The sequence below is a fragment of the Pseudomonas syringae pv. coryli str. NCPPB 4273 genome, assembly GCF_000972175.1.
GTDB lineage: Bacteria > Pseudomonadota > Gammaproteobacteria > Pseudomonadales > Pseudomonadaceae > Aquipseudomonas > Aquipseudomonas syringae.
The window spans coordinates 1-21,699 of record NZ_AWQP01000017.1 but is presented as its reverse complement, the minus strand read 5'-3'; the positions used below and the strand labels follow the sequence as shown (position 1 = coordinate 21,699).

Annotated in this window: 15 protein-coding genes; 5 read left to right on the top strand and 10 right to left on the bottom strand. The window is 61.3% G+C overall.

The window, feature by feature from the left end:
- The first annotated feature begins 19 nt into the window (after positions 1 to 19).
- From ptsP to P406_RS08495, 3 genes are all read left to right on the top strand, one after another.
- Positions 20 to 2,299, top strand: a complete 2,280-nt coding sequence (ptsP, locus tag P406_RS08505; protein ID WP_003420161.1) for a phosphoenolpyruvate--protein phosphotransferase — start codon at positions 20 to 22, stop codon at positions 2,297 to 2,299.
- Positions 2,300 to 2,626: 327 nt separating this feature from the next.
- Positions 2,627 to 3,439 (top strand): prolipoprotein diacylglyceryl transferase, encoded by an 813-nt coding sequence (gene lgt, locus P406_RS08500; protein ID WP_024659399.1) that lies wholly within the window; start codon positions 2,627 to 2,629, stop codon positions 3,437 to 3,439.
- 52 nt (positions 3,440 to 3,491) lie between these two features.
- Complete coding sequence (locus P406_RS08495) at positions 3,492 to 4,463, top strand: thymidylate synthase (protein ID WP_002555742.1); 972 nt, start codon at positions 3,492 to 3,494, stop codon at positions 4,461 to 4,463.
- A 441-nt stretch (positions 4,464 to 4,904) separates the two neighbouring features.
- Here the strand turns inward: P406_RS08495 and cadR are convergent, their stop codons facing one another.
- Complete coding sequence (gene cadR, locus P406_RS08490; RefSeq protein WP_046235942.1) at positions 4,905 to 5,351, bottom strand: Cd(II)/Pb(II)-responsive transcriptional regulator; 447 nt, start codon at positions 5,349 to 5,351, stop codon at positions 4,905 to 4,907.
- 86 nt (positions 5,352 to 5,437) lie between these two features.
- Between cadR and P406_RS08485 the strand changes: the two genes are divergently transcribed.
- Positions 5,438 to 7,696, top strand: coding sequence for a heavy metal translocating P-type ATPase (locus P406_RS08485; RefSeq protein WP_046235941.1), 2,259 nt, complete (start codon positions 5,438 to 5,440; stop codon positions 7,694 to 7,696).
- Between the two features lie 116 nt (positions 7,697 to 7,812).
- Here the strand turns inward: P406_RS08485 and hutG are convergent, their stop codons facing one another.
- From hutG to hutU, 9 genes are all read right to left on the bottom strand, one after another.
- Positions 7,813 to 8,613, bottom strand: a complete 801-nt coding sequence (gene hutG, locus P406_RS08480; protein ID WP_046235940.1) for an N-formylglutamate deformylase — start codon at positions 8,611 to 8,613, stop codon at positions 7,813 to 7,815.
- Between the two features lie 11 nt (positions 8,614 to 8,624).
- On the bottom strand, positions 8,625 to 9,830 hold the full coding sequence (gene hutI / locus P406_RS08475) for an imidazolonepropionase (RefSeq protein ID WP_046235939.1): 1,206 nt from the start codon (positions 9,828 to 9,830) through the stop codon (positions 8,625 to 8,627).
- Positions 9,831 to 9,845: 15 nt separating this feature from the next.
- Complete coding sequence (locus P406_RS08470) at positions 9,846 to 11,222, bottom strand: L-histidine transporter HutT (RefSeq protein WP_046235938.1); 1,377 nt, start codon at positions 11,220 to 11,222, stop codon at positions 9,846 to 9,848.
- 102 nt (positions 11,223 to 11,324) lie between these two features.
- Positions 11,325 to 12,872 (bottom strand): histidine ammonia-lyase, encoded by a 1,548-nt coding sequence (gene hutH, locus P406_RS08465; protein WP_016569241.1) that lies wholly within the window; start codon positions 12,870 to 12,872, stop codon positions 11,325 to 11,327.
- A gap of 54 nt (positions 12,873 to 12,926) precedes the next feature.
- The gene (locus P406_RS08460) at positions 12,927 to 14,468 is read right to left on the bottom strand and encodes an HAL/PAL/TAL family ammonia-lyase (protein ID WP_046235937.1); all 1,542 of its coding nucleotides are present in this window, start codon (positions 14,466 to 14,468) and stop codon (positions 12,927 to 12,929) included.
- Between the two features lie 12 nt (positions 14,469 to 14,480).
- The gene (locus P406_RS08455; protein ID WP_052739325.1) at positions 14,481 to 15,311 is read right to left on the bottom strand and encodes a quaternary amine ABC transporter ATP-binding protein; all 831 of its coding nucleotides are present in this window, start codon (positions 15,309 to 15,311) and stop codon (positions 14,481 to 14,483) included.
- Positions 15,308 to 16,159 (bottom strand): ABC transporter permease, encoded by an 852-nt coding sequence (locus P406_RS08450; RefSeq protein ID WP_003343849.1) that lies wholly within the window; start codon positions 16,157 to 16,159, stop codon positions 15,308 to 15,310. Before P406_RS08450 ends, P406_RS08455 begins: the two co-directional genes overlap by 4 nt.
- A 73-nt stretch (positions 16,160 to 16,232) precedes the next feature.
- Positions 16,233 to 17,201 (bottom strand): ABC transporter substrate-binding protein, encoded by a 969-nt coding sequence (locus P406_RS08445; protein ID WP_003413481.1) that lies wholly within the window; start codon positions 17,199 to 17,201, stop codon positions 16,233 to 16,235.
- Positions 17,202 to 17,314: 113 nt separating this feature from the next.
- Positions 17,315 to 19,012, bottom strand: coding sequence for a urocanate hydratase (hutU, locus tag P406_RS08440; protein ID WP_046235986.1), 1,698 nt, complete (start codon positions 19,010 to 19,012; stop codon positions 17,315 to 17,317).
- A gap of 649 nt (positions 19,013 to 19,661) precedes the next feature.
- Here hutU and betT point away from each other — a divergent pair.
- The gene (betT, locus tag P406_RS08435; protein ID WP_205902143.1) at positions 19,662 to 21,617 is read left to right on the top strand and encodes a choline BCCT transporter BetT; all 1,956 of its coding nucleotides are present in this window, start codon (positions 19,662 to 19,664) and stop codon (positions 21,615 to 21,617) included.
- Positions 21,618 to 21,699: the final 82 nt, after the last annotated feature.

Here is a 21,699-nt window from a genome sequence, read left to right as displayed (position 1 = left end):
CGGAGTTCGACCCCGAGCCATGCTCAATACGCTGCGCAAGATCGTCCAGGAAGTTAACTCCGCCAAGGATCTCAAGGCGGCGTTGGGCATTATTGTGTTGCGCGTCAAGGAGGCCATGGGCAGCCAGGTCTGCTCGGTCTACCTGCTCGATGCCGAGGTCAACCGCTTTGTCCTGATGGCTTCCGAAGGCCTCAACAAGCGCTCCATCGGCAAAGTCAGCATGGCACCGAATGAAGGCCTGGTCGGTCTGGTCGGTACGCGCGAAGAACCGCTGAATCTCGAAAACGCCGCAGATCACCCCCGTTATCGCTATTTCGCCGAAACCGGTGAAGAACGCTACGCCTCGTTCCTGGGCGCGCCGATCATCCATCATCGGCGCGTGGTTGGCGTATTGGTCATCCAGCAAAAGGAGCGCCGTCAGTTCGACGAGGGCGAAGAAGCCTTCCTGGTCACCATGAGCGCGCAACTGGCGGGCGTTATCGCGCATGCCGAAGCGACCGGCTCGATCCGCGGTCTGGGTCGTCAGGGCAAGGGCATTCAGGAAGCCAAGTTCGTGGGTGTGGCCGGTTCGCCGGGTGCTGCGGTCGGTGTCGCTGTGGTCATGCTGCCGCCTGCCGATCTGGAAGTGGTCCCCGACAAGACCGTCACTGACATCGCCGCCGAACTGGCATTGTTCCAGAACGCGCTGGAAGGCGTACGCGGTGACATGCGCACCCTGTCAGCCAAGCTGGCCACCCAGCTACGCCCCGAAGAGCGGGCGCTGTTCGATGTCTACCTGATGATGCTCGACGACGCCTCGCTGGGCAGCGAAGTGACCGACGTCATCAAGACCGGCCAATGGGCGCAGGGTGCCTTGCGCTCGGTGGTCAGCGAGCACGTCAAACGTTTCGAACTGATGGACGATGCCTACCTGCGCGAGCGGGCGTCGGACGTCAAGGACCTGGGCCGCCGCCTGCTGGCCTATCTCCAGGAAGCACGGCAACAGGCGCTGGTCTATCCCGACAACACGATCCTGGTCAGTGAAGAGCTGACCCCGGCCATGCTCGGCGAGGTGCCGGAAGGCAAACTGGTCGGCCTGGTGTCGGTTCAGGGCTCCGGCAACTCCCACGTTGCGATTCTGGCGCGGGCCATGGGCATTCCCACGGTCATGGGCCTGGTGGACTTCCCTTACTCCAAGGTCGATGGTATCGATCTGGTGGTCGATGGCTATCACGGCGAAGTCTTCACCAACCCCAGCGAAATCATGCGCAAGCAGTTCGGCAAGGTGGTGGAGGAGGAGCGTCAGCTCTCCCAGGGCCTGGATGCCCTGCGTGAACTGCCTTGCGTCACCCTCGACGGGCATCGCATGCCGCTGTGGGTCAACACCGGCCTGCTGGCCGACGTGGCGCGTGCGCAACAGCGTGGCGCCGAAGGGGTGGGCCTGTACCGAACCGAAGTGCCGTTCATGATCAACCAGCGCTTCCCGAGTGAAAAGGAGCAGCTGGCGATCTACCGCGAGCAACTGGCCGCCTTCCATCCACTGCCGGTGACCATGCGCAGCCTGGACATCGGCGGCGACAAGTCGCTGTCCTACTTCCCGATCAAGGAAGACAACCCGTTTCTCGGCTGGCGCGGTATTCGCGTCACCCTCGACCACCCGGAAATCTTCCTGGTCCAGACCCGCGCCATGCTCAAGGCCAGCGAGGGCCTGAATAACCTGCGCATTCTGTTGCCGATGATCTCCAGCACCCACGAAGTGGAAGAAGCGCTGCACCTGATCCACCGCGCCTGGGGCGAGGTGCGCGACGAAGGCACTGACGTACCGATGCCGCCGGTGGGCGTGATGATCGAAGTGCCGGCGGCGGTCTACCAGACCCGCGACTTGGCGCGTCAGGTGGACTTCCTCTCGGTCGGCTCCAACGACCTGACTCAATACCTGCTCGCGGTCGACCGCAACAACCCGCGTGTGGCCGATCTTTATGATTACCTGCACCCGGCAGTGCTTCAGGCGCTGCAAAGCGTGGTGCGTGATGCCCACGCCGAAGGCAAGCCGGTGAGCATCTGCGGCGAAATGGCGGGTGACCCGGCAGCCGCGGTGTTGTTGATGGCGATGGGCTTCGACAGCCTGTCGATGAACGCCACCAACCTGCCGAAAGTGAAATGGATGCTGCGCCAGATCAACCTCAGCAAGGCCAAGGAACTGCTTGCGCAACTGATGACCAACGACAACCCGCAGGTCATCAGCAGCTCCCTGCAACTGGCACTGAAAAACCTTGGCCTGTCGCGGATGATCAACCCCAGCTCGGTCAAAGGGCACTAAGCGTCACGACAGTCAGAGAATATCGTTCCTCGCGCTAAGACCGGACGCAGAGCGTCCAGAACGGCATGCCCACGCGGAGCATGGGCACGATAGTTAGAGAATATCGTTCCTCACGCTCCAGCGTGGGAATGCCTTGGGTGACGCTCCGCGTCACAAGTCCGCGCAACACCGCATGCTCAAGACCATACGGCTGGACACATCAATCGCATCTTTTTTCACTTCGTTCAGGCGGCTTCCATCGGTCGCCGCTAGAGCATCCTGCCGGGCTCCGGTAACATGCGCGCCTGATTCAGTCGCTCGCAAGGGCGTTCCAATTGAGGAGTCGCAATGCTGCCTTACCCGCAGATTGACCCGGTAGCCGTCGCTATCGGCCCGCTGCAAATTCACTGGTACGGGTTGATGTACCTGGTCGGTATCGGCGGCGCCTGGCTGCTCGCGTCGCGTCGCCTGAACAAGTTCGACCCGACCTGGACCAAGGAAAAACTCTCCGACCTGATTTTCTGGCTGGCCATGGGCGTGATTGTCGGTGGGCGGCTGGGCTACGTGCTGTTCTATGACCTGTCGGCCTACATCGCCAATCCGTTGCTGATCTTTGAGGTCTGGAAGGGCGGTATGGCGTTCCACGGCGGCTTTGTCGGCGTAATGATCGCGGCTTGGTGGTTTGGCAAGCGCAACGGCAAAAGCTTCTTCCAACTGATGGACTTCGTTGCCCCGCTGGTGCCGATCGGCCTGGGTGCCGGGCGTATCGGCAACTTCATCAATGCCGAGCTGTGGGGCAAGCCGACCGATGTGCCGTGGGCCATGGTCTTCCCGCCGTTCAGCGACCCAGCGCAACTGGCGCGTCATCCCTCGCAGCTGTATCAGTTCGCGCTGGAAGGCGTTGCGCTGTTCATCATTCTCAATCTGTACGCCCGCAAGCCGCGTCCGACCATGGCCGTTTCCGGCATGTTCGCGCTGTTCTACGGGATCTTCCGCTTTGTGGTCGAGTTCGTCCGCGTCCCTGATGCCCAGTTGGGTTACCTGGCGTGGGGCTGGGTGACCATGGGTCAGATCCTCAGCCTGCCGATGATCATCGCCGGCCTGTTGCTGATCTGGCTGGCCTACAAGCGCGACCCGTCCGCCAGCAAGGCAGCGGTTTAATACCGAAACGCCGGGTGACGACGCCCGGCGCGTTCAACAATGCAGGTGATTTATGAAGCAATATCTGGAACTGGTCGCTCATGTGATCAAGCACGGGACCTTGCAAGCCAACCGTACCGGCGTGAACACCATCAGCTTTCCGGGTGCGATGCTGCGTTATGACTTGCAGGAAGGTTTTCCGGCGATCACCACACGGCGCATGGCCTTCAAATCGGCCATCGGCGAGATGGTCGGATTTCTGCGTGGCGTAAACAACGCCGCGGAATTCCGCGAACTGGGCTGTAAGGTCTGGGATCAGAACGCCAACGAAAACGCTCAGTGGCTGAACAACCCGTTCCGCAAGGGCGAGGACGATCTGGGCGAAATCTATGGCGTGCAATGGCGCAAGTGGCCAGCCTACAAGCGTATCGATGCCGGCAATGTCGCGGCCATCGAACTGGCGCTGGGCCAGGGGTATCGTCAGATTGCCGAGTCCGAAGAAGACGGTCAGTCTTTCGTGGTCCTGTACAAGGCCATCGACCAGATTCGCCAGTGCGTCGACACCATCATCAACGACCCGGGCAGCCGGCGGATCCTGTTCCATGGCTGGAACTGCGCACAGCTCGATGAAATGGCCCTGCCGCCGTGCCACCTGCTGTACCAGCTGCACCCGAACCCGCAGACCCGCGAAATCTCGCTGACGCTGTACATCCGCTCCAACGATCTGGGCCTCGGTACGCCGTTCAACCTGACCGAAGGCGCCGCGCTGCTCAGCCTCATCGGCCGCCTGACCGGCTACACGCCGCGCTGGTTCACCTACTTCATCGGCGATGCCCACGTGTACGAAAACCACCTGGACATGCTCAACGAACAGATGACCCGCGAGCCGTACCCGATGCCGAAACTGGTGATCTCCGACCGCGTGCCGGAATTCGCCAAGACCGGTGTGTACCAGCCTGAATGGCTGGAGCTGATCGAGCCTTCGGACTTCACCCTGGAAGGCTACCAGCATCACCCGGCAATGACGGCGCCGATGGCGGTTTAAACGCTTGTACAGTATGGAGGACCACCCAGGGTGGGCGTGCTGCGTGACGCCCTGAGGTGATTTTCAGGCAACAAAAAACCGCCCTGACAGACGGTTTTTTGAGTTTTCTTCTGCAGTAAGTGCCCAAAGGCCGTCGCGAGGTTCCGGTACTGCTCCAGCGATCCCCGCCAATGGCAGTGATAGTAACCAACCCGCTCTGATCTTGCAAAGCGCTTAACAACGCGCGCCAGTGTTTTCTGTTGCCAATGGCAGCTGGGCATTTAGCTCTTCGTAGTACGCCTTCAGCTGGGAAACCTCTGTTTCCAGAGCATTCGTCCCCATTTGTCTGCTCCAGCCTTCTGCTATTTCCTTGACCAGCCTTAATTAACACAGACGCACAGAGTGAAGACACATCCAGACGCACAGCTTTGTCACGATCATCAGAGTGGGATAAAAGTGACCTCAATGCCCATGACTCCTCCCCACATGTGAAGGCTCGCCTTCTGGCGCTGCCACAGCCCCCGTCACTTCCAGCCTTTCCAGTATCGCGCAATGTTCTGTCGTGCCATCACTGCAGCGGCGGCGCAGGTCGAGCAGTTGTTCCTGGAGCGCTTGCAGGCTCGCGACGCGGGCGTTGACGTGTTCGATGTGCTCGTCGATCAGGGCGTTGACGTTTTCGCACTGGTCCTGCGGGCTGTCGCGCAGGTTGAGCAGGTTGCGGATTTCTTCGAGGGTCATGTCCAGGCTGCGGCAATTGCGGATGAACGACAGGCGCTCCATGTGCGCCTGGGTATACAGCCGGTAATTGCCGTCACTGCGGGCAGGGGCAGGCAGCAGGCCTTCGCGTTCGTAATAGCGGATGGTTTCGACCTGGGTGTCGGTCATTTTTGCCAGTTCGCCGATTTTCATTTCGACTCATCTCGTTTGATTGCTTGACCCTATAGTGGCTACAGGGTGTTCACTTGGCAACAAGCAGAATCCTGGAGCCACAACGAATGGGCACGACGATCAAGAATTCCCCCGCACATGACCACGATCATGACCATGATCACGGCGAGCACGCACACGAGCAAAAGCCCGTGGAGCATGCCCATTCGTGCTGCTCCAGCGATGCACAGCCCGCTGTAGTGACCTTTGGCGACGCGCCTGCAGCGGGCGGTCGTCTGAGCAGCTTTCGTATCGAAGCGATGGATTGCCCCACCGAGCAGACGCTGATCCAGAACAAGCTGGGCAAGCTGGCCGGTGTGCAGAAGCTGGAATTCAACCTGATCAACCGCATGTTGGGCGTCTGGCATGACCTGCCGTCCACCGACCCGATTCGTGAGGCTATCAGCTCGTTGGGCATGCAGGCCGAGCCGGTCGAGGAAGGTGCAGCGTCTGCCGAATCGGCGCCGGTGGTGAAGAAACACTGGTGGCCGCTGGCGTTGTCCGGCGTTGCGGCGCTGGGCGCAGAGGTGGTCCATTTTGCATCGCTCGGCCCGACCTGGGTGGTTGCCTTGTTGGCACTGGTGTCGATCTTCAGTTGCGGGCTGACGACCTACAAGAAAGGCTGGATCGCACTCAAGAACTTCAACCTGAACATCAATGCGCTGATGAGCATCGCGGTGACCGGCGCCATTCTGATCGGTCAGTGGCCGGAAGCGGCGATGGTGATGTTCCTGTTTACCATTGCCGAGTTGATCGAAGCCAAGTCGTTGGACCGTGCGCGCAATGCGATCAGTGGCCTGATGCAACTGACGCCTGAGCTTGCCACCGTCAAGCAGGCGGATGGCAGTTGGCAGGAAGTCGAAGCCAAAAACGTCGAACTGGAGGCTATCGTCCGGATCAAGCCAGGCGAGCGTGTCGGGCTTGATGGTGAAGTGGTGTCCGGTAGCTCAACGATTGACCAAGCATCGATTACCGGTGAAAGCCTGCCGGTGGAGAAGACTGTCGGCGACAAGGTTTTCGCGGGCACCATCAACCAGGCCGGTTCGCTGGAGTACCGCGTCACCGCCGCCGCGAACAACTCGACGCTGGCGCGCATCATTCATGCGGTGGAAGCGGCGCAGGGTTCGCGTGCGCCGACCCAGCGCTTTGTCGACAGCTTTTCCCGTATCTATACGCCAGTGGTGTTCGTCGTTGCGTTGGCATTGGCGTTGGTCGCACCGCTGTTCTTTGGCGGCGAATGGTATGACTGGATCTACCGGGCGCTGGTGCTGCTGGTGGTGGCCTGCCCATGTGCGCTGGTAATTTCCACCCCGGTAACCATCGTCAGCGGTCTGGCAGCGGCGGCGCGCAAGGGTATTTTGATCAAGGGTGGCGTTTATCTGGAAATGGGCGAAAAGCTCGATTATCTGGCGCTGGATAAAACCGGCACGCTGACCCACGGCAAGCCGGTGCAGACTGATTATGTGCCGTTGAACCCTGCAGTCTCCGATAGCGCGCCGGGGATTGCCGCGAGCCTGGCCGGGCGTTCAGATCACCCGGTTTCCCAGGCGATTGCCAAGGCCGCCGATGGCAGCCTGACGCTGTATGAAGTCAGTGCGTTCGAGGCGTTGGGTGGCCGCGGTGTGAAAGGCGAGATCAACGGCCAGATGTATCACCTGGGCAACCATCGTCTGGTGGAAGAACTGGGCCTGTGTTCGCCGGAGCTGGAAGCCAGGCTCGATGCGCTGGAGATGCAGGGCAAGACCGTGGTGCTGTTGCTCGATGCCTCGGGTCCGATTGCGCTGTTTGCCGTCGCCGATACGGTCAAGGAGACCAGCCGTGAAGCCATCGCCCAGTTGCACGAGTTGGGCATCAAGACGGTCATGCTGACCGGTGATAACCCGCACACGGCCAAGGCGATTGCCGATCAGGTCGGCATCGATGAAGCGCAGGGCAATCTGCTGCCTGCCGACAAGCTCAGTGCGATCGAGGCGCTTTACAGCCGCAATCACCGGGTAGGCATGGTGGGCGACGGTATCAATGATGCCCCTGCGCTGGCCCGTGCGGAGATTGGTTTCGCGATGGCCGCTGCAGGCACCGATACGGCTATCGAGACGGCAGATGTCGCCCTGATGGACGATGATCTGCGCAAGATCCCAACGTTCATTGCGCTTTCACGCCGGACCTCGGCGGTGCTGAAACAGAACATTGTGTTGGCCATTGTGACCAAGGTGCTGTTCATCGGTATCACCTTCGCGGGCCTGGCGACCATGTGGATGGCGGTGTTTGCCGACATGGGCGTGAGCTTGCTGGTGGTGTTCAACGGCTTGCGCTTGCTCAAGAAGTGATCAGGCGGGAACCTTGAAGGGCGGACGCGGAGCGTCCGGAACGGCATTCCCACGCGGAGCATGGGAACGATAATCGTGGCCACCGGCTATCGCTCCACGCTCTGCGTCCGACGTTGTCAGCCGAAGCGCTCTTGTCCCCAGGCAATGAAGGTTTCCAGCAGTGGCTTGAGCACGGCGCGGGTCGGCTCGGCCAGGTCCGGGCGGTAGTGGAAGGGCACGAATTCGTCCATGTAGGTGCTTTGCGCCAGCTCCAGCTGTACGGCATGGATGTTGTTGGCCGGGTTGCCGTAGTGGCGGGTGATGTGGCCGCCTTTGAAGCGCCCGTTCAACACATGGCTGTAGTCCTTGGCCGCTGCGCAGACCTGCTCCATCCGGCTGGCCAGCTCCGGGTCGCAGCTCGCGCCATTGAAGGTGCCCAGGTTGAAGTCCGGCAGGCGGCCGTCGAATAGGTGCGGAATATGGCCGCGAATCGAGTGGGCGTCGAACAGCAGCGCATAACCGAACTCATCACGCATCCGCTGCAGCTCCTGTTCCAGCGTCTGGTGATAGGGCGTCCAGATCTGCTGCAGATACAGCGCCCGCTCTTCGGCACTCGGCGTCTGGCCGTCTTTGAACAGCGGCATGCCATCGAACAGAATCGACGGGAACAGGCCGGTGGTCGCACCTGCGTACATGGGCTTGTCGTCAGCGGGTCGGTTGAGGTCGATGACAAAGCGCGAGTATTCGGCGGCCAGGGTGCTGGCGCCCAATTCAGCGGCGAAGTCATACAGACGCGGAATGTGCCAGTCGGTGTCCGGCAGGCTCAAGGCTTCGTCCACCAGCGCGGCTTCGACCACCGGGGTCAGTTTCAGACCGGCATGCGGCATGCTGATCAGCAGCGGAATACGGCCACGCTTGAATGTCAGAACGTTATCCACAGGGCTCTCCTTCAGATCGATGATTCGACGCCGTGGCGCACGATACGTTTGTCCAGATCGCCGCCCAGCCAGTAGGCCAGATCAGCCGGTCGTTCGATGTTCCAGGCGACGAAATCCGCGACCTTGCCGACCTCCAGCGAGCCGTGGGTCGCGCTCATGCCCAGCGCCCTGGCGGCATTGAACGTCACCCCCGCCAGTGCTTCTTCGGGCGTCATGCGAAACAGCGTGCAGGCCATGTTCAGCATCAGGCGCAATGACAGGCCCGGCGAGGTGCCAGGGTTGAGGTCGGTGGCAATCGCAATCGGCACGCCGTGCTTGCGCAGCGCGTCCATCGGCGGCAGTTGTGTTTCACGCAGGAAGTAAAACGCCCCCGGCAGCAGCACCGCGACGGTTCCGGCAGCGGCCATGGCGATGGCGTCGTCTTCGGTCATGAACTCCAGATGATCCGCCGACAGCGCCTTGTAGCGCGCGGCCAGGCTCGATCCGCCCAATGACGACAGCTGCTCGGCATGCAGTTTGACCGGCAGCGCCAGTTGCCCTGCGGTGATGAACACCTGCTCGACCTGCGCAGGCGAAAACGCCAGGTATTCACAGAAAGCATCCACCGCATCGACCAGCCCTTCGGCTGCCAGCGCCGGGAGCATGTCGTTGCAGATGTGGTTGATGTAATCGTCGGCGCGATCGGCGTATTCCGGTGGCAGCGCGTGGGCGGCCAGGCAGGTGGCGCGCACGGTGACGGGCTGGGTGTTGCCCAGACGCCGGATCACCCGCAGGATCTTGCGCTCGTTTTCCAGGTCCAGCCCGTAGCCCGATTTCATCTCGACGGTCGTGACGCCGTCTTTCAGCAGATGCCGCAAACGGCGCTCGGCACTGGCGTACAGCTCATCCTCGCTGGCGGCGCGAGTCGCACGCACCGTGCTGGCAATACCGCCGCCCGCTGCGGCGATCTCGGCGTAGCTCACACCCTGCAAACGCTGTTCGAACTCGCCGCTGCGGTTGCCGCCGAACACCGTGTGGGTGTGACAATCGATCAGGCCGGGCGTGACCCATGCACCGTTCAGATCGATGCAGTTGTCATGTTCCGGCTCGGCCAGCTCGGCCTGAGGCCCGATCCACTCGATGAGCGCTCCGGAGGTCACGATGGCGGCATGCTCGATGATCGAGTATTTGCCGTGCGCCATGCTTGCGATGTGACAGTTTTTCCAGAGCGTTTTCATTCCAGGCCTCGTTGATCAATGAGTGTTGTTGAGCGCCTTGGGCTTGACCCACACAGCGTAGGCGATGAGCAGCAGCACGATCCAGATTGCGCCGACGATCAAGGCTGCACGGTTGTCCGGGAAGTAGCCCAGCACGCCGAAGATGAACAGCATGAAGGCAATGGCGGCCGCAGGCCCGTAAGGCCAGAACGGCACGGCGAATTTCAGCTGTGCCGCTTCCTCGCGGTTCATCGAGCGGCGCATGGCGACCTGCGTCAGCAGAATCATCAGCCAGACCCACACGGTGGCGAAGGTGGCCAGCGAAGCGATCAGCAGGAACACGTCCTTGGGGATCAGGTAGTTGAGCAGCACGCCGCCCAGCAGCGCGATGCCCATGACCAGCACGGTCATCCACGGCACGCCATGGCGCGACACGCGGGCGAAACTGGCGGGCGCCTGACCTTCACGGGCCAGGCCATACATCATGCGGCCTGCGCCGAAGATGTCGCTGTTGATCGCCGACACGGCCGCCGAGATCACCACGATGTTGAGGATGGTCGCCGCCGAAGCGATACCCAGGTTGTCGAAAATCTGCACGAATGGACTGCCCTGCGTGCCGATCTGTGGCCACGGGTAGATACACATCAGCACAAACAGCGTCAGCACGTAGAACAGCAGAATGCGCAGCGGCACGGCATTGATCGCCTGAGGCAGGCTGCGCTGCGGGTCCTTCGCTTCGCCTGCGGTAATGCCGATGATTTCGATGCCGCCGAAGGCAAACATCACCACCGCGAACGAGGCGATCAGACCGGTGACGCCGTTGGGCATGAAGCCGCCATGCGCCCACAGGTTGCTGATGCCGATTTCGGTGCCGCTGGCCGAGCTGCCGATACCGAAGATCATGATGCCGAAGCCTGCGACGATCATCGCCACGATGGCGCTGACCTTGAGGATCGACAGCCAGAACTCGGTTTCACCAAAGACTTTCACGTTGCACAGGTTGAGCGCGCCGATCAGAAAGACGATGCCCAGCACCCAGATCCAGCGCGGTACTTCCGGAAACCAGAAGCCCATGTAGATGCCGAATGCGGTCACGTCGGCGAGGCAGACGATGATCATCTCGAACGCGTAGGTCCAACCGAGCACGAAGCCGGCCAGCGGGCCCATGTAGCGCGTGGCGTAATGGCTGAACGAACCGGACACCGGGTCGTGGACCGCCATTTCGCCGAGCGCGCGCATCACCATGTACACCGCCGCGCCGCCGATGAGGTAAGCCAGCAGTACGGCAGGCCCGGCCTGTTGAATCGCCGAGGCCGAGCCGTAGAACAACCCTGTGCCGATGGCAGAGCCCAGGGCCATGAAGCGGATGTGGCGGGCGGATAACCCGCGTTTCAAACCATCTTGTGACGTCATTTCAGGTCCATTTCATTACAGGTACGGCAATAGCTGCGAGAACGCCTGCATCCGGCTTCCCGCAGCGATGACCAAAGCGAGCCCTGCCAGGCTCGCGGTGCATCACAGACTGGGTAGCAGACGTGCAGGAACCAACGGGTTCAGGCAAGTGGAGGACAACAGCTGACTGGCAGCTTCGATGTCCGGTGCAAAAAAGCGGTCCTTTTCATAGAACGGGACCTTGCTGCGCAACAGGCTGCGGGCTTGCTCCAGCTTCGGAGAGGTTTTCAGACCCTCACGCAAGTCCAGACCCTGGCAGGCAGCCAACCATTCTACGGCAAGAATCCCGCGAACGTTTTCTGCCATTTCCCATAAGCGCTTGCCGGCGGCCGGGGCCATCGACACATGGTCTTCCTGATTGGCCGAGGTCGGCAGGCTGTCGACACTGTGCGGATGGGCCAATGCCTTGTTTTCACTGGCCAGTGCGGCAGCGGTCACCTGCGCGATCATGAACCCGGAATTGACACCGCCGTTGGCCACCAGGAAGGGCGGCAACTGCGACATGTGCTTGTCCATCATCAGCGAAATGCGACGTTCGCTGAGCGAGCCGATCTCGGCGATGGCCAGAGCGAGGTTGTCCGCCGCCATGGCAACCGGCTCGGCGTGAAAATTGCCACCGGATATGACGTCGTTCTCGGCGGCGAACACCAGCGGGTTGTCGGACACCGCGTTGGCTTCGATTTCCAGCACCTCGGCGGCCTGACGCAGCTGGGTCAGGCATGCGCCCATGACCTGTGGCTGGCAGCGCAACGAGTAGGGGTCCTGAACCTTGTCGCAGTTGCGGTGCGACTCGGACACGCCGCTGCTTTCGCCGAGCAGGTCGCGGTAGCAGGCCGCTGCATCGATCTGCCCGCGCTGCCCGCGTGCGGCATGAATGCGCGCGTCGAAGGGCGAGCGCGAACCCAGTACCGCTTCAACCGTCAGCGAGCCGCAGGTCAGGGCTGCCGCGAACAGGTCTTCGCCTTCGAACAGGCCGCGCAAGGCGTAGGCGCTAGACACTTGCGTACCGTTGAGCAGTGCCAGACCTTCCTTGGCCGCCAGGGTCAGCGGTTGCAGCCCGGCAGCCGCCAGCGCATCGACGCCGTTGAGCCATTCGCCCTTGTAGCGCGCCTTGCCTTCGCCCAGCAGCACCAGCGACATGTGCGCCAGCGGTGCCAGGTCACCGGAAGCGCCGACCGAGCCCTTGAGCGGAATATGCGGGTAGACCTGGGCATTGATCAGCGCAATCAGAGCGTCGATGACCACGCGCCGAATGCCCGAGAAGCCGCGGCTCAGGCTGTTGACCTTGAGCACCATGATCAGACGCACCAGCTCATCGCTGATTGGCTGACCGACACCGGCCGCATGCGACAGCACCAGCGAACGCTGCAGGTTTTCCAGGTCTTCGCTGGCAATCCGCGTCGAAGCCAGCAGGCCGAAGCCGGTGTTGATGCCGTAGGCGGTGCGGTTCTCGGCCAGAATGCGCTCGACACAGGCGACGCTGTCGTCGATCTGCTGGTCTGCGCTGCTGTCCAGCGTCAGGCTGACCGGCTGCAGATAAATATCGCGCAGTTGCGCCAGGGTCAGTTGGCCGGGGATCAGGTTCAGCGTCTTGGCAGATAAGGTGGTCACGATGCTGCTACTCCTTGATGAATGTCAGCGACGGCTGGTGGCCGTAAGCTGTTTTTATAGGCCTGCCGCGTTGTTACGGCAGTGCTGGAAAACCCTTTCCAGCGACGCTTCGTCTTTGATCAGGGCCGCGCTGCTGGCGATGTCCGGGGCCAGCCAGCGGTCTTCGTCGTAGGCCGGGATGCGCTCGCGCAGCAGCCGCCACGCGGCACCGGTGCCCACGCCAAAACCCTGTGTCTTGAGAAATTCGAATGCCTGGGCCGCGAGCAAATACTCGATGGCCAGAATCTGCGTGGTATTGCCCAGCACTTTGTGCAGCTTGAGCGCAGCGCTGGTGCCCAGGCTCAGGTGGTCCTCCTGCAGGCCGGAGGTCACGTAGTTGTCGACCACGGCCGGTTGCGCCATCTGGCGGTTTTCTGCGCACAGCGAAGCGGCGACGTACTGGACGATCATCATTCCCGAGTTGACCCCCGGCTGGGTGACCAGAAACGCCGGCAGGCCGCTGACCATCGGGTTGATCAGGCGGTCCAGGCGTCGTTCGGCGATCGAGCCCAGCTCGGCCATCGCCATGCACAGCAGATCTGCCGCCATGGCCACCGACTGGCCGTGTGGATTGGCCTGGGACACCACTCGGAAAGCCTCGGGCGTGCCGAGCAGCAGCGGGTTATCGGTGACTGAATTGAGCTCGATCTCGACCTGGCGAGTGGCGTGAGCCAGTTGGTCGCGGGTGGCGCCATGCACCTGGGGAATCGAACGAATACTCAGCGCATCCTGGGTACGAATGCCTTCGCTGCTGGCGAGCACTTCGCTGCCGGCCAGCAACGTGCGCAGGTTCTTGCCCACCTGTTGCATGCCCGGATGCGGCTTGAGGGCGAGGATGCTTGCATCGAACGCGTCCAGCTGGCCGCGCAGGGCTTCGAAGCTCATCGCGCCGATTACGTCGGCCCATTGGCTCAGGCGCTCGGCATCGGCAATGGCCAGACAGCTGAGGCCGGTCATGCACGGTGTGCCGTTGACCAGGCACAATCCGTCCTTGGCGCCGAGGATGACCGGAGCCAGGCCTTCTTCATTCAGGGCCTGCTCGGCCGGGACGATCTGCCCGCGATAGCTGACCTGGCCGATGCCCAGCAACGCAACACCGACATGCGCCATGTGCGTCAGGTAACCCACCGAGCCCTGCGCCGGTACTTGCGGCGTGATGCCCCGGTTGAGCAGGGCCAGCAGCGCTTCGACCACTTGCCGGTGAATGCCGGACTTGCCCTGGCTGTAGTTGAGAATCGCGGCACAGATGATTGCGCGGGTCTGCTCGTCGGCCAGTGGCGCACCGACGCCGCAGGCATGGCTGAGCAGGGTATTGCGCGACAGGCGACTGAGCTGGTCGCCTTGCAGTGACACATTGCACAGCGCGCCGAGCCCGGTGTTCACGCCATAGGCGCGCTCGCCGCTGACGACGATGCGCTGCACGATGGCCTGGGCGTTGTCGATCCGTGCCCAGGCAGCATCCGACAGGACCAGTTTTGCGCCATGTCGGGCCACGGCGACCACGTCCTGCCAGCCTGCAGGTGCTTCACCGATGACGATCTGTTCTGCTCGCGACATCTGCAACGGTCCTTAAAGGGTGGCTACGCGGCGCTGAACGAAACGATCCACGTAATCGTCGGCAGGCGAGTGGAGGATTTCTTTCGGCGTACCGACCTGAATCAATCGCCCGTCCTTGAGGATCGCGATGCGATTGCCGATGCGCACGGCCTCGTCCAGATCGTGGGTAATGAACACGATGGTCTTGTGCAGGCTGGCTTGCAGCTCCAGCAACTGGTCCTGCATCTCGGCGCGGATCAACGGGTCGAGGGCGCTGAATGCTTCGTCCATCAGAATGATGTCGGTATCGGCGGCCAGTGCGCGGGCCAGACCTACACGCTGACGCATGCCGCCGGAAAGCTGGTGCGGGTATTTATTTTCATAGCCCTTGAGGCCTACGGTGGTGATCCAGTGCTGCGCGCGTTCCTGACACAGCGTCTTGCTTTCGCCACGCACGGTCAGGCCGTAGGCCACGTTGGCCAGCACGGTCTTGTGCGGCAGCAGGCCGAAGCTCTGGAACACCATGCTGATCTTATGCCGGCGGAATTGGCGCAAGGCCTCCATGTCGTAACGCAGGATGTCTTCGCCATCGACCAGAATCTCGCCGCTGGTGGGGTCGATGAGCCGGTTGAAGTGACGCACCAGCGTCGATTTTCCCGAGCCGGACAGGCCCATGATGACGAAGATTTCGCCGCTGCCGATCGACAGCGACAGGTCGTTGACCCCGACCACACAGCCGGTCTGGGCCAGCACCTGGTCCTTGCTCTGGTTTTGCTTGATCAGTTGCAGTGCTTCCTTGGAGCGGTTGCCGAAGATCTTGAATACGTTTTTGACGACGATTTTGTTCGGTTCCACGCTGCTCATTTGTGCGCCTCATGCCGTGGGCGGCCATAGGCCTGCGTGATACGGTCGATGACGACCGCCAGAATGACAATGGCCAGGCCCGCTTCCAGCCCGCGCCCGACGTTGAGGGTCTGAATGCCCACCAGAACGTCCTCACCAAGCCCGCGTGCACCGATCATCGAGGCAATCACCACCATCGACAGCGCCATCATGGTGGTCTGGTTGATTCCGGCCATGATGCTCGGCATCGCCAACGGCAGTTGCACACCGAACAGTTGCTGCCAGCGATTGGCGCCGAACGCGTTGATGGCTTCCATCACTTCACCATCCACCTGACGAATGCCCAGATCGGTCAGACGAATCAGCGGCGGCGCGGCGTAAATCACTGTGGCGAAGATCGCCGGAACCTTGCCCAGACCGAACAGCATCAGCACCGGGATCAGGTACACGAAGCTGGGCATGGTCTGCATGATGTCGAGCAGCGGCATCAGCACCGAGCGCAGACGATTGCTGCGCGCCGAGAGGATGCCCAGCGGAATGCCGATCAGCACCGCGATGATCGTGGCGACCAGCATCAGCGCCAGAGTCTGCATCAGCTTGTCCCACAACCCGACCGCGCCGACCAGAAACAGCAGGCCGACGATGACCAGCGTCGTGACGATCTTGCGTGTCGCGTGCCAGGCAATGCCGCCGACGATCATCAGCATCAGCCACCACGGCGCCATGCGCAGCAGGCCTTCGAGGTTGACGATGGCCCATAGCAGGGTGTCGGAGATGTGCCGGAACACATCGCCGTACTGCGTGACCAGTGAGTCGACGCCATCGTTGACCCAGTTGGCGATCGAGAAAGTGAAGCTTTCAGGAAACATAAGCGGCTCTCAAATGAGGTGTGTCGGGTCAACGACAGGGCTGTCGAACCGTTCGGTCCGACAGCCCGGCCGTTTACAACGAAGCGTCCACCTTCTTCGCGGCGTCTTCGCTGACCCATTTGTGCCAGACTTCGGGGTGCTCTTTCAGGAAAATCTTCGCCAGCTTCGGCGATTCGATGCGTTCCTTGGCCATGCGCCCCAGGTTCTGGTTGAGCAGGTCGATCGGCAGGTTGACCTTTTCCAGGATGGCGACCAGTTCAGGGGCCTCATCGTGGAACACTTTGGACACGCCGACCTTGATATCGATCGTCTTGTTGACCCCGGCTTTCTCTTCCAGACGCACCAGGTCTACCTGACCCATGAGCGGCGTGGGTGACCAATAGTAGGTCAGGATCGGCTCGCCACGTTTGTAGCTGGACAGAATCGCCGCATCCAGCGCCGGGCCGGTGCCTGGGCGGAAGTTGGTGTATTTGCTTTCCAGGCCGTAGCTCTTGAGCATTTCGCTGTTTTCCAGCTCACAGGTCCAGCCGGCCGGGCAGTTGTAGAAGCGGCCTTTGCCAGGCTCTTCCTGGTCCTTGAACACGGCTGAATACTGGGCCAGGTCGCTGATGGATTTCAGGTTGGGTGCCTTGGCTTCCAGCTTGCGTTTGGCGTCGCCTTCGATCACATAGCGCGGCACGTACCAGCCTTCCACAGCGCCGACGATCGGTGCGCCGACACCGACCACCTTGCCGGCAGCGGCGGCCTTGTTCCAGACCTCGCTGCGACCGACCCATTCTTCGGCAAAGATCTGGATGTCGTTGGTGCCCAGGGCGTTTTCCATGGCAATGGAATTGCCGGGCAGGGCGTCAACGGTGCAGCCGTAACCCTTGTCCAGAACGACCTGCAGAATGTCGGTCAGCAGCATCGCGCTTTCCCAGTTAAGACCGGCGAATTTCACCGGCTTGCCTGATTCGCACCAGCCGGCCGCCTGACTTGCGCCCGCGCTGGCGAGCAGGCCAGCGGATACCAGTGTGGTCAACAGGGCCTTTTTCATATTCATTGTCGATGCTCCTAAGCCTGAAATGGATGACGGCAGCTTCAAGTAGGCATCCGGCCCGTGGGCATGCTCATGCCCGTCCCCGACGTGTGTCGGCCTGATGACCGACAACGTTTTCAACGTCCGATCATTGGCAGGTTCAAGCCCTGCTCTCTGGCACAATCGATAGCGATGTCGTAGCCGGCATCGGCATGGCGCATCACCCCGGTAGCCGGGTCGTTGTGCAATACGCGGGCGATACGCTCGGCGGCCTCATCGGTGCCGTCGCAGACGATCACCATGCCGGAATGCTGCGAGAAGCCCATGCCCACGCCGCCACCGTGGTGCAGCGAGACCCAGGTCGCACCGCTGGCGGTATTGAGCAGGGCATTGAGCAGCGGCCAGTCGGAAACAGCGTCGGAGCCATCACGCATGGATTCGGTTTCGCGGTTGGGGCTGGCGACCGAGCCGGAGTCCAGGTGATCACGACCGATCACCACCGGTGCCGACAGCTCGCCACTGCGGACCATTTCGTTGAAGGCCAGGCCCAGTTTGGCGCGTTGACCCAGGCCTACCCAGCAGATACGCGCCGGCAGGCCCTGGAAGCTGATGCGCTCGCGTGCCATGTCCAGCCAATTGTGCAGGTGCTCGTCATCCGGAATCAGTTCTTTGACCTTGGCGTCGGTCTTGTAGATGTCCTGCGGGTCACCCGACAGCGCGGCCCAGCGGAACGGCCCGATGCCACGGCAGAACAGCGGACGGATGTAGGCGGGCACGAAACCCGGAAAATCGAAGGCATTGGTGACGCCGACTTCCTTGGCCATCTGGCGAATGTTGTTGCCGTAGTCGAAGGTCGGAATGCCGGCTTGCTGGAAGGCGAGCATGGCTTCGACGTGCTCGGCCATTGACTGCTTGGCGGCTTTTACCACGTTGGCCGGTTCGCTCACCGAACGGGCACGGTACTCGTCCCAGGTCCAGCCTTTGGGCAGGTAGCCATTGAGCGGGTCGTGGGCGCTGGTCTGGTCGGTGACCATGTCCGGGCGCACACCGCGACGGACCATTTCCGGCAGGATGTCCGCTGCGTTGCCACACAGGGCGATGGAGATGGCTTTGCCTTCGGCCGTGTATTTGGCGATACGCGCCAGTGCGTCATCGAGATCAGCGGCCTGTTCGTCGACGTAGCGGGTCTTGATGCGGAAATCGATGCGGCTCTGCTGACATTCGATGTTCAGCGAGCAGGCCCCGGCCAATGTCGCGGCCAGCGGCTGCGCGCCACCCATGCCGCCCAGGCCTGCGGTCAGCACCCAGCGACCCTTGAGGTTGCCGTCATAGTGCTGGCGACCGGCTTCGACGAAGGTTTCGTAAGTGCCTTGCACGATGCCCTGGCTGCCGATGTAGATCCAGCTGCCGGCGGTCATCTGGCCATACATGGCCAGGCCCTTGGCATCCAGTTCGTTGAAATGCTCCCAGCTGGCCCAGTGCGGCACCAGGTTGGAGTTGGCGATCAGCACGCGCGGGGCATTGCTGTGGGTCTTGAATACGCCGACCGGTTTGCCGGACTGCACCAGCAAGGTTTCATCATCGTTGAGCTGGGTGAGGCTTTCGACGATCTTGTCGTAGCACTCCCAGTTGCGCGCGGCGCGACCGATGCCACCGTAAACCACCAGCTCATTGGGGTTTTCGGCGACTTCCGGGTCGAGGTTGTTCATCAACATGCGCAGCGGCGCTTCGGTCAGCCAGCTCTTGGCGGTCAGTTGAGTGCCGCGTGCAGCCCGTACGACGCCTTCACGATGGCGGGTCCAGTCCTGCTTCAGGTCTTGATTATTCTCGGTCACAAAAAAATCCTCGGCGATCAATTCGAACCACCCCGATGAAGGGCGAACAGCGCCTGGCGAAGCAGGCTGATTCAGTTAAGTAGAAGACAGAGTGTTTAGCCTGTCTCTACTTGTACATACAAGCATATGCAATCAAAAGACCAACTTTGCGCTGCTGCTGTTTTTTACCCATCTAACTTGCCTGCAGGGCTTTATTTGCGGGGTCTTACGGTTTTGGTCAGCGCGCACGCATTGGCCTGAGAGGAGCGCTGTTCTGTTACCTGAATGACTTTTTGCGCAGTTTTGGGGCGGCAGGTAACAGATTGGTGCGAGGAGGGTGTGCATCGCGTTAAGACCGGAATCAAAGTGCTGCGGATGTTTGCAAACAGCGCTTTTGGCGGACTGAAAATGGCCTCTTTAGCGTGGGAACGAACCCGCGCAAGCATGCGTCATACCCAGGCCTGAGCCAGCATTCACCGGCCTGCGATTAGGTCTCGCGGGTGTTTTCATGTTTAAATTGAACGCTCGTTCAAGTTAAACCGGTGGTTCGCTGCCCGCTCACAACAGGAGGCTTACCCTTGCCGTATCCGCTTTTTGCAGTTGGTTTTATCAGTCCGGAGGCACTCAACCGATGAGTTCTGCGAGTTCCTCCTCAAGCGGCATGGTTCGCATGAATGCTCCAGTGTTCTATTTCGCTGCGAGTTTTATTCTGATTTTCGGCATCGTCGTGATCGCGTTCCCGCAAGCCAGCGGCGAATGGCTGCTGGCGGCGCAAAACTGGGCGGCCAACACGGTCGGCTGGTACTACATGATGGTCATGACCCTGTACCTGGTCTTCGTGGTGGTCACCGCCTTGTCGGGCTTCGGCAAGATCAAGCTCGGTGCCGACCACGACGAACCCGAGTTCAGTTACCTGTCATGGGCCGGGATGCTATTCGCTGCCGGCATCAGCATCACGCTGTTCTTTTTCTGCGTTTCAGAACCCCTGACGCATCTGCTGCAACCGCCGCAGGGCGAGGGTGGCACCGCAGAAGCGGCACGCCAGGGCATGCAGTTGCTGTTTCTGCACTGGGGGCTGCATGGCTGGGGCGTGTTTGCCTTCGTCGGGATGGCGCTGGCCTATTTCGCCTATCGGCACAACCTGCCGCTGGCCCTGCGTTCGGCGCTGTATCCGCTGATCGGCAAACGCATCAACGGCCCTATCGGCTATGCCGTCGATGGCTTCGGCATCATTGCGACCATCTTCGGGCTCGGCGCAGACATGGGCTTCGGGGTGCTGCACCTCAATTCCGGTCTGGACTACCTGTTCGGCGTGGCGCACACCCACTGGATTCAGGTCGGTCTGATCACCCTGATGATGGGCGCGGCGATTCTGGTGGCGATCGCCGGTGTCGACAAGGGCGTACGCGTCATGTCCGACATCAACATGCTGCTGGCCTGTGCGCTGCTGCTGTTCGTGCTGTTTGCCGGCCCGACTCAGCACTTGCTCAATACGCTGGTGCAGAACATCGGTGACTACCTGGGCGCACTGCCGAGCAAGAGTTTCGACGTGTACGCCTATAACGAGCCGAGTGACTGGCTGGGCGGCTGGACGGTGTTCTATTGGGCCTGGTGGATTGCCTGGGCGCCGTTCGTGGGCCTGTTCATCGCGCGCATCTCCCGTGGCCGGACCATCCGCGAGTTCGTCTTCGGTGTGTTGCTGATCCCGCTGGGCTTCACCCTGGCGTGGATGTCGATCTTCGGTAACAGCGCCATCGATCAAGTGCTCAACCACGGCATGACGGCGCTGGGTCAGTCGGCTATCGACGATCCGTCGATGACCCTGTACCTGCTGCTGGAAACCTATCCGTGGAGCAAGACAGTCATTGCGGTCACGGTGTTCATCAGCTTCGTGTTCTTCGTTACCTCAGCCGACTCAGGCACCGTGGTGCTGTCGACACTGTCAGCCAAAGGCGGCAACCCTGACGAAGACGGTCCGAAATGGCTGCGGGTGTTCTGGGGTGTGGCCACGGCGCTGATCACCAGTGGCCTGTTGTTCTCCGGCAGCATCGATGCGCTGAAATCGGCCGTGGTGCTGACGTCGCTGCCGTTCTCGTTGATTCTGTTGCTAATGATGTGGGGCCTGCACAAGGCGTTCGTCATGGAGTCGCAGCGCAAGATTGCCCAGCTGTACTCGCTGGCGCCAGTGTCCGGTTCACGACGCGGTGGCTGGCGTCAGCGTCTGAGCCAGGCGGTGCATTACCCGTCGCGAGACGAGGTGTACCGTTTCCTCGATCAGACCGTGCGTCCAGCGATTGAAGAAGTGACGGCGGTGTTCGTCGAGAAGGGCTTGAACGTGGTCAACGTACCCGACCCGTCCAACGACTCGGTGACCCTGGAAATCGGTCATGGTGAAGAACGTCCATTCATTTACCAGGTGCAGATGAAAGGCTTCTTCACCCCGTCGTTCGCCCGTGGCGGCATGGGCTCCAAGCAATTGAACAACCGCCGCTACTACCGCGCCGAGGTGCACTTGAGCGAGGGCAGTCAGGACTACGACCTGGTGGGTTACACCAAGGAACAAGTCATCAACGACGTGCTCGATCAGTACGAACGGCATATGCAGTTCCTGCATCTGGTGCGTTGATCGGGGCGTGGGGGGCGGTTACAACTATCGTCCCTCACGTTCTGCGCCGCGCCACATAATCAGGAGAGGACGCGGAGCGTCC

Excerpts from the sequence above, each read along its gene's own strand:
- ptsP (WP_003420161.1), top strand. The coding sequence starts at position 20 with ATGCTCAATACGCTGCGCAAGATCGTCCAGGAAGTTAACTCCGCCAAG.
- P406_RS08485 (WP_046235941.1), top strand. The coding sequence starts at position 5,438 with ATGGGCACGACGATCAAGAATTCCCCCGCACATGACCACGATCATGAC.
- P406_RS08450 (WP_003343849.1), bottom strand. The coding sequence starts at position 16,159 with ATGTTTCCTGAAAGCTTCACTTTCTCGATCGCCAACTGGGTCAACGAT.
- lgt (WP_024659399.1), top strand. The coding sequence starts at position 2,627 with ATGCTGCCTTACCCGCAGATTGACCCGGTAGCCGTCGCTATCGGCCCG.
- hutI (WP_046235939.1), bottom strand. The coding sequence starts at position 9,830 with ATGAAAACGCTCTGGAAAAACTGTCACATCGCAAGCATGGCGCACGGC.
- P406_RS08455 (WP_052739325.1), bottom strand. The coding sequence starts at position 15,311 with ATGAGCAGCGTGGAACCGAACAAAATCGTCGTCAAAAACGTATTCAAG.
- betT (WP_205902143.1), top strand. The coding sequence starts at position 19,662 with ATGAATGCTCCAGTGTTCTATTTCGCTGCGAGTTTTATTCTGATTTTC.
- cadR (WP_046235942.1), bottom strand. The coding sequence starts at position 5,351 with ATGAAAATCGGCGAACTGGCAAAAATGACCGACACCCAGGTCGAAACC.
- P406_RS08495 (WP_002555742.1), top strand. The coding sequence starts at position 3,492 with ATGAAGCAATATCTGGAACTGGTCGCTCATGTGATCAAGCACGGGACC.
- P406_RS08445 (WP_003413481.1), bottom strand. The coding sequence starts at position 17,201 with ATGAATATGAAAAAGGCCCTGTTGACCACACTGGTATCCGCTGGCCTG.
- P406_RS08460 (WP_046235937.1), bottom strand. The coding sequence starts at position 14,468 with ATGTCGCGAGCAGAACAGATCGTCATCGGTGAAGCACCTGCAGGCTGG.
- P406_RS08470 (WP_046235938.1), bottom strand. The coding sequence starts at position 11,222 with ATGACGTCACAAGATGGTTTGAAACGCGGGTTATCCGCCCGCCACATC.